The 11,208-nt window shown below is 70.2% G+C and carries 7 protein-coding genes and 1 pseudogene; 4 read left to right on the top strand and 4 right to left on the bottom strand.

Annotated elements, in window-relative coordinates; genetic code table 11:
• Positions 1 to 13 precede the first annotated feature (13 nt).
• The gene (locus BLU67_RS10170; RefSeq protein ID WP_143027402.1) at positions 14 to 2,038 is read left to right on the top strand and encodes an HNH endonuclease; all 2,025 of its coding nucleotides are present in this window, start codon (positions 14 to 16) and stop codon (positions 2,036 to 2,038) included.
• An 80-nt stretch (positions 2,039 to 2,118) separates the two neighbouring features.
• On the opposite strand, the gene BLU67_RS10165 is transcribed toward BLU67_RS10170, so the two are convergent.
• Together BLU67_RS10165 and ffh are read right to left on the bottom strand one after the other, a co-directional pair.
• Complete coding sequence (locus BLU67_RS10165) at positions 2,119 to 3,282, bottom strand: amidohydrolase family protein (protein ID WP_092565592.1); 1,164 nt, start codon at positions 3,280 to 3,282, stop codon at positions 2,119 to 2,121.
• A 9-nt stretch (positions 3,283 to 3,291) separates the two neighbouring features.
• Positions 3,292 to 4,908 (bottom strand): signal recognition particle protein, encoded by a 1,617-nt coding sequence (ffh, locus tag BLU67_RS10160; protein ID WP_092565590.1) that lies wholly within the window; start codon positions 4,906 to 4,908, stop codon positions 3,292 to 3,294.
• Between the two features lie 362 nt (positions 4,909 to 5,270).
• On the opposite strand from ffh, the gene BLU67_RS10155 reads away from it, so the two are divergent.
• The gene (locus tag BLU67_RS10155; RefSeq protein ID WP_092565588.1) at positions 5,271 to 5,663 is read left to right on the top strand and encodes a hypothetical protein; all 393 of its coding nucleotides are present in this window, start codon (positions 5,271 to 5,273) and stop codon (positions 5,661 to 5,663) included.
• A 51-nt stretch (positions 5,664 to 5,714) separates the two neighbouring features.
• On the opposite strand, the gene ftsY is transcribed toward BLU67_RS10155, so the two are convergent.
• The gene (gene ftsY / locus BLU67_RS10150; protein WP_092565587.1) at positions 5,715 to 6,911 is read right to left on the bottom strand and encodes a signal recognition particle-docking protein FtsY; all 1,197 of its coding nucleotides are present in this window, start codon (positions 6,909 to 6,911) and stop codon (positions 5,715 to 5,717) included.
• Positions 6,912 to 6,966: 55 nt separating this feature from the next.
• Between ftsY and BLU67_RS10145 the strand changes: the two genes are divergently transcribed.
• Complete coding sequence (locus BLU67_RS10145) at positions 6,967 to 7,254, top strand: hypothetical protein (protein ID WP_092565585.1); 288 nt, start codon at positions 6,967 to 6,969, stop codon at positions 7,252 to 7,254.
• Here BLU67_RS10145 and smc read toward each other — a convergent pair.
• Positions 7,251 to 10,853: a chromosome segregation protein SMC gene (gene smc / locus BLU67_RS10140; protein WP_092565583.1), complete on the bottom strand. Its 3,603-nt coding sequence runs from the start codon at positions 10,851 to 10,853 to the stop codon at positions 7,251 to 7,253. The genes BLU67_RS10145 and smc overlap by 4 nt on opposite strands.
• 68 nt (positions 10,854 to 10,921) lie before the next feature.
• Here smc and BLU67_RS10135 point away from each other — a divergent pair.
• Positions 10,922 to 11,208 (top strand): annotated as a pseudogene (locus BLU67_RS10135) (IS481 family transposase); the annotation flags it as partial.

Genomic DNA, 11,208 nt, shown 5'->3' with positions numbered 1-11,208 from the left:
CATGCTGGCGTACATGTCTGCTGTTGCACCGATCACCTACGCGGAGTTCACCGCCGCCCGCGAGCTGCTCGCCCGCGCCGCGAGCGCCGGCATCGCGATGCAATCCAAGCAGACCAAACTTGCCCTCACGCGCGAGATCCTTGCCCTTGAGCGCAGCGTCGCCACTGCAAAACTGCGCATCCTCGCCGCCGCCGACGCCGCCAAGGCTGCGCGCAGCGAGGGCCACGACGTCGCCGACGTCCTCGCCGAATTCGAACACCTGCCAACGCGCGAATGTGAGGGGATCGTCCTTGGCGCACACCGCTCGATGCGCCATCCCGAGCTCTTGGAGGCCTACCGCAGTGGCCGCATCAGCCGCGCAAACCGCGTCACCGCCGAGTTCACGATCGACCACCTGCGTCCCCTCATCGCCGACGCCACCGAACTCGCGAGCATCCAAACGGCACTTATCGCCGACGCGCAGCGCCTCACCCCCACCTACTTCCAGCGCCACGCTGAGGCACTGAAGCATCGCTACGACGGCGAAGCGGCGAAGCGATCGAAGGCTGAGCGCGCCAAACGCGCCCGCGCCGCCCACGAACGCCGCGGCGTGCGAATGAGCCAGCACGGGCCGGCCTTCCGGCTGGGGCTCGACCACACGGCCGCGGCCGGTGACATCATCACCGAGGCCCTGGGCCGCCGCGCCCGCACCAGGCGCGCCGCGCGCCTGAACGCCCGCGCCCCCGGGGCTGCGGTGCCGCTACGTCAGCGCCTGGCGGACGCGCTCCTTGAGTTGTGTCGGGAGGACAACGCCCGCTACCCGTCGGCGCGCGAACTCCTGTCCGACCCCAACCCCAATGCCACCTCCGAAGCCACCGGCCCCCACCCCGCAACCGCCGGCACCCGCCCCGCAGCCGACGGCCCCCACCCCGCAGCCGCCAGCGCAACGGCCGACCTGCCCGAGCATCCGAGCCCGCGCCAACTGCGCGCCTTCGTCCAAGCTCGTTATCGCGGCCAGTTTGACCTCGGCCGCACCAAACGCCTCGCCGATGAGCGCCTGCGCACCATCGTCAACGCGCGCGACGGCGGCTGCGTCTACCCGGGCTGCACCACGCACGCCGCCCTCTGCGAAATCGCGCACATCACCTCGTGGCGGGACGGCGGGCCAACGGACCTCACGAACCTCGCGACGCTGTGCCCTCACCACCACTGGATCACGGAACACCCGGTGGGCGACCCGGAGCGCTACTCGATTACCGTCTCGGCCGACGGCCTGCCCGCCATCATTCCGCCCATCCGCGTCGACGCACGCCAGCGCCCCATCTTCCACGAGCGCTTCGGCCCCACGTCCTCCCCGGCGCCCTCCCCGAAGCACTCCTCCCACTCGGGATCGCCCTCCCGCGCTGGTCACGCTGACCCGACGAGTGCCGCCCTAGCCGACCGCACCGAACTTGCTCTCATCGGCCGGGCTGAACTAGCTGAACGTGCCGAACGCGCTGCCGAGGGTGCCCTACGAGCTCTTGAGCGCCGCGAAGCATCGTCTTCTCACCGCCACACCACGCACCGTGACCCGGGACCGACCCAACCTCTCGGCCACGAGCCAGCACCGACCCAGCCGCTGCGCCACGCCCCGGAACCGACTCAAGCCCCGGACATGACTCAAGCCCCGGGGCCGGCCCCAGCCCAGTCTCCGATACCGGACAGTTCGCCACCTCGATCCTCGAGCCGAAGTTCGATCCCGAGCCGTCGCGGCGAGTTCACCTCGGCACCAAGAAACTCCGCCCCCGCAGGCCCGGCCCGGGAGCACATCCCCCATGCAAACCCACCTGCCGGTCAATCACCGCCCGCGAATCCACCGCCGACGCACGCCCCGGCACGTCCGCCGCCATCCCCGGCAATCTCGTCATCGACTCCGAGCCACCAGATGCTCGCAACGCCACCACCGGAAGCCGCGCCACCGACGCAGGCCGCCCCACTACTGCAAGCAGCATCACCACCGGAAGTCGTCCCACCACCGCAGGCGGCGCCACAATTGGCACCGCGCTGCTCACCTCCGTAACAGGCGCCGCACTCACACGCGCCCACAACAAGAAACGGCCTCTCCCAAATCGTCGGGAGAGGCCGTTTCGCTGCGCCTAGCTATGCGCCGCTATGCTCGCCCGCACGCACGACGGTCGTCGGCGTCAACGCACCGGCCGCCAGCAGCTCCGCCGGATCCTGCTCGTAGTGCACGACATCAGCCATCGCGCCGTCGATCAAGCCGGTCGCGCCCGCCTGCACCGCACCCGCGCCCGGCCCCGACGCCAGATACGCCCGCGCCCGCCACGTCGCGAAATCCATAATGTCGCCTGCGGACAGCCCGGCCTCAGCCCACAGCGCAAGCTCATCCGGAAGCGTCCCATGCGCCAACGTGCCGCCGGCATCCGAGCCGGGCAGAATCTGCACTCCGGCGTCCACCAGCTGCGCAAGGAGCGCAAACCGCCGTTCGTAAAGCCAGCGCATCTGCGCCGCGTAAGCCGGGAACTTCGCCTGCCCGGCGGCCGCGAACTCGGCAAAGTTCGCCGATTGCACGAGCGTCGGAGTCACCGCCACGCCGCGCGCCGCAGCCTCGGAAATGTGCTCCTCCAGCATTCCGGATCCATGCTCGATGCAGTCGATGCCCGCCTCCAGCAGCGGGCCAATCGCCTCGGTGGAAAATGCGTGCGCGGTCATCCGCGCCCCCGCCTCATGCGCCGCAGCCACGGCATCGGCGAGCACCGCCGGTTCCCACAGTGGCGCGACGACGGCCTCCTGTCCCGCCGAGCGGTCAATCCAGTCGGCGACGATCTTGACCCAGCCGTCGCCCGCCCGCGCTTGCCGCGCCACTTCCTCGGGCAGGTCTGCCGCCTCGTCTAGTTCGACGGCCAGGTGCCGCAGGTAACGCTTCGGGCGTGCGACGTGCTGCCCGGCGCGAATGATGACGGGCACGTCGCCTCGCCCATCCAGGAAGTGCGTATCGGCCTGCGCGCCCGCATCGCGCACGAGCAACGTCCCCGCAGCCAAGTCGGCGCGCGCTTGCGTCACCGCCGTCTCGCGGGCGACGGGGCCCTCGCTACCAAGCCCAATATGGCAGTGGACGTCGACGAGCCCGGGATAGAACCAGCCGGTGAGCTCCGCGTCGGGAGCCCCCGCGCCCCTGCTTTCCGCGCTGCCTGCGCCCGCCGGATCGCGCAGCGTCAACCGCCCATCGACGAGCCAGGCGCGCGAAGCGCTCTGCCCGGAATTAAGAACGACGCGGCCCGATAGGGCCACCACGCGCGCCACGGCGTGCGCCTACTTCTTCAGGAACTTCTCGAGGCCTTCGGGCACTTCGAAGGACTGGTCGGCGCCCGCGGCCGAGCCGAGCGAACCCAGCCCGAAGCTCGAGCCCTTCGGCTTCGGTTTGCTCGCCTCTTCGGCCCGCTGGCGCGCCTTGCGCTCCATCTCGGCTTCCTGGCGCGCCCGCTTCGCCGGGTTACCCGACTTGCCCTTGGGACGCTTCTTCGCGGGGGCCTGACGCCCGCGTGCCTTCTTGCCCATCCCGGGCATGTTCCCCATCCCCGGCATGCCGCCAAGGCCGCCCATACCGCCGGGGCCGCCCATGCCCCCGCCGGAGCGCGCCATCGACTCCATCATCGTCTTGGCCTGCAAATAGCGTTCGACGAAGGCGTTAATCTCCGCCACCGTCGTGCCCGAACCGCGCGCAATGCGCGAGCGCCGCGAGCCGTTCAGGATCTTGACATTCGCGCGCTCGGCGGGCGTCATCGATCGCACGATCGCCTCGATCCGATCCACTTCGCGCTCGTCGAAGTTATCGAGCTCATCGCGCAGCTGCCCCATGCCGGGCAGCATTCCAAGCATCTTCTTCATCGAGCCCATGCGCCGCAGCTGGCCGAGCTGGCTGAGGAAGTCATCGAGCGTGAACGCGCCCTGCCCGAGCTTCTCGGCCATCTTTTCGGCCTCGCCCTCATCGAAGGCCTTTTCGGCCTGTTCGATCAGGGTCATGACGTCGCCCATGTCGAGGATTCGCGACGCCATGCGGTCGGCGTGGAAGCGCTCGAAGTCCCCGAGCTTTTCACCGGTGGAGGCAAACAGCACGGGCACGCCCGTCACGGTCCGCACGGACAGCGCCGCACCACCGCGCGCATCGCCATCGAGCTTGGACAGCACGACGCCCGTGAAGCCGACGCCGTCGCGGAATGCCTCGGCGGTGTGCACGGCGTCCTGGCCTATCATCGCATCGAGGACGAACAGGATTTCGTCGGGGTGGACGGCGTCGCGAATGTCGATCGCCTGCTGCATCATTTCTTGATCGACGCCGAGCCGGCCCGCGGTATCGACGATGACGACGTCGTGCAGCCGCGATTTCGCCGTCGCGAGGCCGCTGCGCGCCACCTCGACCGGATCACCGACGCCGTTGCCGGGCTCGGGCGCCCACACGGGTACCCCCGCCTGCTCGCCCACGACCTGCAGCTGCGTCACCGCGTTGGGGCGCTGCAGGTCGGAGGCTACGAGCAGCGGCGTGTGACCGGATTCGCGCAGCCACTTGCCGAGCTTGCCGGCGAGCGTCGTCTTACCCGCACCCTGCAGGCCCGCCAGCATGATGACAGTCGGGCCAGTTTTGGCAAAGCGCAGTTCGCGGGTGGCGCCGCCGAGGATTTCGATCAGTTCCTCGTTGACGATCTTGATGATCTGCTGGCCGGGGTTCAGCGCCGCGGAGACCTCCACGCCGCGCGCCTTTTCCCGCACCTGGGAGGTAAAGGCCCGCACGGCCGGCAGCGCGACGTCGGCATCGAGTAGCGCGCGCCTGATCTCCCCGATCGTCGTATCGATGTCGGCGTCGGTCAGCCGCCCCTTGCCGCGCAGGTTTTTAAACGACGCGGTAATCCGGTCAGAAAGCGTTGCGAACACGAAAAATCCTTACCTGATGAGGTATCCGGGCATATCTGCCCCATAGTCTATTGCGTTCGCCGCCGGAGGTCTTCTCACCCCACCCGCCGCTCGTTACAATATCGTATACATTAGGGGGTGCGGGCGAACGTGCCCCGAGCACGAACCCAAGGAGTCATCATGACACGTCCCGATTCGAGCCCCGGGGTTAACCGACGCAGCGTCGTCGCCGGCAGCGCATGGGGCGTTCCTGCCATCATCGCTGCCACCAGCGCACCCGCCTTTGCCGCCTCCCGCTGCGCGGGCGGCTTTAACAAGCACTCCTGGACCGTCGGCTGGTACGGCCTTACCGGCATTGTGGGGTATGTGAACGACGCGCATTCTTGGATCAAAGCCTTCGAAACGCCCACTCCCCCCGGCTGCCGGCCGGACCAGGCCATCGACAACTACGGGATCCCGCGGCGGATACCGGCGGCACCGTCGTCGTCGAAACCCGCCGCGCCTCCGGCTCGACCTCCCGCCTCCGCAGTGTTCTGCTGACCCAGGGCAACCCCAACTACACCAACGTCACGAAGACCCTCGACGTCATCAACGCCAAACCCTGGCAGATCGGCAAGGTCGACTACCGCTGGGAGGTGACCTTCGCGCCCGGCGAGCTCGCCCAGTGGAAAGACGGCGTCATGGTCAACCTTGGCAACGCAGACGGCGGCGTCATCGACGGTCGCATCACGCATGAACTCGTGATCGACGGGAAGCCGACGGGCCATATCTTCTGAGCCCGCGCAACCTCGCGGCCGGGGCCGAGCAGCCTCGCGGCGGGCCGCCGCTTAGCCGGCGAGGATCGCGTCGACGAAGCCCTCGGCGTCAAACGGCGCGAGGTCGTCCGCACCCTCGCCAAGTCCGACGAACTTCACGGGGACGCCGAGCTCACGCTGCACGGCCACGACGATCCCGCCCTTGGCCGAACCATCGAGCTTCGTTAGCACGATGCCGGTAACGTCGACGGCCTCGGAGAAGACCTGCGCCTGGCGCATGCCGTTTTGGCCCGTCGTCGCATCAAGGACGAGCAGCACCTCGCGCACCGGCGCCTTGCGCGACATCACCCGCTTGATCTTGCCGAGTTCGTCCATGAGGTGGGCCTTGTTTTGCAGGCGCCCAGCGGTATCGACGAGCACGACGTCGGCGCCGTCGGCCGCCCCCTGGCGCACGGCCTCGAACGCGACCGATGCCGGATCGGCGCCCTCCTTATCGCTTTTCACGACGGGCACGCCCACGCGCTCGCCCCACGTGGAGAGCTGCTGGACGGCGGCAGCGCGGAAGGTATCGGCGGCGCCGAGCACGACGTCGTGGCCCTCGGCGACGAGGACGCGCGCGATCTTGCCGACCGTCGTCGTCTTGCCGGCGCCGTTGACTCCGACAACGAGGATGCTCGCGGGGTGCTTCTCGCCGTCGTCGCCGACGACGTGCTCAATCTTCAGTGCGCGATCCATGCTGGGATCGACCAGGCGCAGCAGCTCGGCGCGCAGCACGCCCTGGATCGCTGCCGGATCGCTCGTGCCGAGCACCTTGGCCTGGGTGCGCAGGTGGTCCATGAGCTCCGTCGTCGGGCCAAGGCCAAGGTCAGCCATGAGGAGCGTCTCCTCGATCTCCTCCCAGTCCTCCTCGCGCAGATCGCCGCGCGACAGGATCGCGAGCAGGCGGTTGCCGAGCGCTCCGGAGCGCGACAGGCGCGCCTTCAGGCGCTGGAAACGCGTGCCGGCGGCCTCGGGGCGCTCCAGCGTCGGGGCCGAAACGCCCGCGCCCGTACCCGCGCCCGCGCCTGCGCCCGCGCCACCGGCCGGATCGGTCAGTGGCGGCTGATCGCGCTCGCCGGTTTCGGCGCCGGCCCCGCCCGGGAACGGGCTGCGCTGCTCGGGCGGCAGCTGGGCGCGGCGCGATTTTCGCACCCCGGCAACGAGCGCGACAATACCGAGCAGGAGGATGACGACGAGTCCGGCAATGAGGGCGTAATCTTGGCCAGTCATGCCCCCATTGTCGCCGAGAATCGCCGCGCGCCCAAACGAGATTTAGACTGGCCTCATGGCTAGCCTCGCACCCATCGCGTTTGCGCTGGTGCTCGTTGCGCTGCTGTGGGCCGGGCTCGGCGGCATGGTCGCCTACCAGCAGCATCGGCCACATTCCGCGCTGCGCGGCCTGATCGCCGTGGCGGCGCTCGTGGTGTTCGTCGTGAGCGTCGTTGCCGGGCGCTCGCCAGACCTCACCGCGGCCGCGCGCGGGTGGGGCATCGTGATCGTGCTCGCCGCCGGAGTCGCGGGTTACGTCGTGGGGTCGAGCCTTGCGCGGCGCGGCGGGCAGCGCCAGCCCTAGAGCCGCTGCGAAATAACGGCAGATACCCCGTCGCGCATCGAGACGCCGTACAGGGCGTCGGCGATCTCCATCGTGCGCTTTTGGTGCGTGATGACGATGAGCTGGGAGTCGCGCTGCAGCTCGGCGAAGATGCCGAGCAGGCGGTCCAGGTTGCGGTCATCGAGCGCCGCCTCGACCTCGTCCATGACGTAAAACGGCGAGGGCCGAGCCTTAAAGATCGCGACGAGCAGCGCGATGGCCGTGAGCGAGCGCTCCCCGCCGGACAGCAGCGAGAGTCGCTTGACCTTCTTGCCCGCGGGCCGCGCCTCCACCTCGATGCCGGTGGTGAGCATGTCCTCGGGGTCCGTCAGCACGAGGCGCCCCTCGCCGCCGGGAAACAGGCGGTCGAAGACGCCCGTGAACTCGCGCGCCGTATCGGCATAGGCCTCGGTGAAGACGCGCTCAACGCGCTCATCGATCTCGCGCACGATCGTCAGCAGATCGGCGCGCGACTTCTTGATATCCGCGACCTGCGTGGCAAGGAAGTTATGGCGCTCGTTCAGCGCGGCATGCTCCTCCAGCGCGAGCGGGTTGATCTTGCCGAGGCGCGCGACGTCACGCTCAGCGCGCTTGAGGCGCTTTTCCTGCTGCTCGCGCACATACGGCTGCTCGACGCGCACCTCCTCGCCGTCGGCGTCCGTTGTGACTTCGACGAGCGGCATGTGCGGCCCGAATTCCTCGACGAGCGTGTCCGCATCGAGCGCGAGCTCCTCGCTGATGCGCGTCGCGAGCGCCTCCAGGCGCAGGGTCAGCTCCGCGCGGGCGAGTTGCTCGCGGTGGGCGGCGTCGGTGAGCTCGGTCAGGCGCGTGCTCGCGTCGTCGATCGCCGCGCGCGCGGCGGCGAGCTCGCGCTGGTGTTCGGTCTGGGCGGCTTCGGCGGCCTCGCGCTCGTCCTGGGCGCGCGCCACGGACTCGGCGATCGCGGCAAGGGCGGCGTCGGCATCGGCGCGCACACCATCGGCGACGCGGGCGGCGGCCTCACGGCGACGGTGACGTTCCTCGGCGCGGCGGCGCGCCGTGCGCTCCGCCTCGGCTGCTTCGGCGAGCTGTTGCGCCCGGCCCGATAGCGCGCTCACGCGCTCCTGGATCGTGCGCAGTTGCAGGCGCGCGTCCGTCTCCGCGCGGCGCGCGAGCGTGGCTGCTTCGGCGGCCGTATCGCGCTCGCGCTGCGCCTCGGTGAGATCCGCCTCGGCATCCTGCGGCGCTTTTTCGGCGACGACGAGCCGCTCGCGTAGCTCGGCAAGCTCCTCGGCGTGCGCCGCGAGCTCGGTATCGAGGCGGGCGATCGCGGGCCCGGTGCGCTCGACCTCCGCCTGCGCCGAACGCAGCGTCGCCGATAGGCGCGCCAACTTCTGGTTCGCTTGCGCGGCGCTGGCGTCCGCATCGCGTACGGCGCTCAGGCTAGCCGCGACGGCGCGTCGGGCCTCCTCGGCGGCGGCGTCCGCGGCCTCGCGCTCGCGCTGCAGCTCGCCGGCGCGCGCCTCGGCTGCGGCGCCGGCTTCGGCGGCCTCGTCGTAGCGGGCCTGAAGTTCGATAAGTGAGCCGGCGGCGCTCCCCCCGCCGCTGACGCGCGCCCCATCGATGACGTCACCGGCCGCGGTGACGATCCGCAGGTGCGGGTGCGCGGCGGCGATATCACGCGCCTCGGCGAGGTCGGCCGCGAGCGCGGTTCGACTCAGCAGCGCGGTGATCGCCGCGGCGTATTGCGGCTCCTTCACCTCGACGACGTCCAGCGCCGCAGTCAGGCCCGCGGGCACCTCGCGCTCACCGGCCCGTCGTCCCTGCTCATGCGTCTCCGGTTCAGCGGCGCTTGCTGCCTGCGCCTCCTCGCGCGCGCGTGCGCCCGTGCCTGCGCGTGCGCCCGCGTGCGCGAGGCGCACACTGCCCGCATCGGCCGCTCGGGCGTGATCCAGCGCCGCCAGCGCGGCCGCGAGGTCCGCGGTGAGCGCCGCCTCCGCAAAGTCGCCCAGCGCCGCCGCGATCGCGGCACGCCACGGCTCGGCGACGCTGATCGCCTGCGGCACCAGCACGGCCGCATGCCCGTCGGCGACGAGCTGGGCGGTCCCATCGCGCCGATCGAGCGAGAGCGCGAGCGTGTCCATCTGCGCCGTCGCCACCTGGACGCGCGAGCGCTCGGCGCGTTCGGCCTCCGCAAGCTGCTTGGCGCTGCGGTCGGCGGTATCGGCGGCTGCGAGCGCGCGGGCATGCGCGGCCTCCAGATCCTCGCCGACGCCGACACTCGCGGCGATGTCACGTTCCAGCTCGCTGTAGTCCGCCTCGGCGGCTCGGGCGCGTTCTTCGGCTTCGACGAGGGAGGCGGCCAGCCGGCCCCGCTCCGCGCGCGCCGCCTCGATGCGTGACTCGCGCGCCGCGACCTGGCCGGCGAGCCGCGCCAGCCCCTCGCGTCGATCCGCCACCCCGAGGTGCACAGCAGCGAGCCGATGCTCGGCGGTGCGTTCGGCCTCCTCGGCCGCACCGCGCCGCTCGCTCGCCCCGGCTAGCGCCTGCTCGGCCGCCTCCTGCTCGCCGTGCAGTTCGGCCTCGGCGGCCCGCGCCGAGCGCGCCTGGCCCTCGAGCTCTTCGGGGTCCGGGCCGGAAAACGTCGGCGCGGGGGCGTCAAGGAAGCGGGCCCGTTCGCGCGCGAGGCTCTGGATCGATCCGAGCCGTTCGCGCAGCGTCGTCAGCGCCACGACGGTATCGGCCGCCGCGCGCACCCGCGGCCCGGCCGTCTGCGCCGCCGCCTCGAGCTCGGCGAGGACCCCGCGCAACCGCCCTAGCTCGGCCTGCGCCGCTGCCCGCTGCTCGCCCAGCTCCCGCTCGCCCTGGGACTCGCTGGCCAGTTGCGCGCTCAGCTGCGCGTAATCGTCGGCATATAGCCGCGATTTCGCATCGCGCAGGTCCGCCTGGATCACCTGCGCGCGCCGCGCCACGTCGGCCTGCCGCGCGAGCGGCCCGAGCTGCCGCCGAATCTCCGCGGTGAGGTCCTCCAGCCGGTTGAGGTTCGCGGCCATCGTCTCCAATTTGCGCAGCGCGCGGTCCTTGCGCCGGCGATGCTTGAGGACGCCCGCGGCTTCCTCGATGAAGCCCCGCCGCTCCTCGGGCGTGGCATGCAGCACGGCGTCGAGCTGTCCCTGCCCCACGATGACGTGCATCTGGCGCCCCATGCCGGTATCGGAGAGCAGCTCTTGGATGTCCAGCAGCCGGCACGCCGTGCCGTTGATCGCATACTCCGAGCCGCCGGAGCGAAACAGCGTGCGCGAGATCGTCACCTCGGAGTAGTCGATCGGCAGCGCCCCGTCGGTGTTATCAATCGTGAGCGAAACTTCGGCGCGCCCGAGCGCCGGCCGCGAGCTCGTTCCCGCGAAGACGACGTCGGCCATATTCCCGCCGCGCAGCGCCTTGGCGCCCTGCTCGCCCATGACCCAGGCGAGGGCGTCGACGACGTTGGATTTACCGGACCCGTTCGGCCCGACGACGCACGTGATGCCCGGCTCGAATTTCAGGGTCGTCGCAGACGCGAACGACTTAAAGCCGCGCAGCGTCAGCGTTTTGAGATGCACGCCTTGAGCTTACCGGCTCGGGCGGTGCGTTGCGGAAAATCGCGCCGCGCCTACACTGGCGAGGATGGCCGCGCTCGACCGTCGGCCGGGTTCTCGAGCGATACCGGATGCCACGCCTTGACCACATCGACCAGGCCACAGGCTTACCAATCCGCAAACCCAAACCATTGCGCTACGAGATGACTCGTCCGGGCGAGCTCGTGCACGTGGATATCAAGAAACTCGGTCGGATCCCTGACGGTGGTGGGCATCGCATGCTCGGCAGAACCCTCGGCAATAGAAACAACAAGAAGCAAGGTCGTGGCTATTCATTCCTGCATCACGCCATTGATGATCACTCACGATTGGCATATTC

Origin of the sequence: Bowdeniella nasicola, assembly GCF_900107735.1 — a bacterium.
Lineage (GTDB): Bacteria > Actinomycetota > Actinomycetes > Actinomycetales > Actinomycetaceae > Bowdeniella > Bowdeniella massiliensis.
This window is presented reverse-complemented; position numbering and strand designations above follow the sequence as displayed.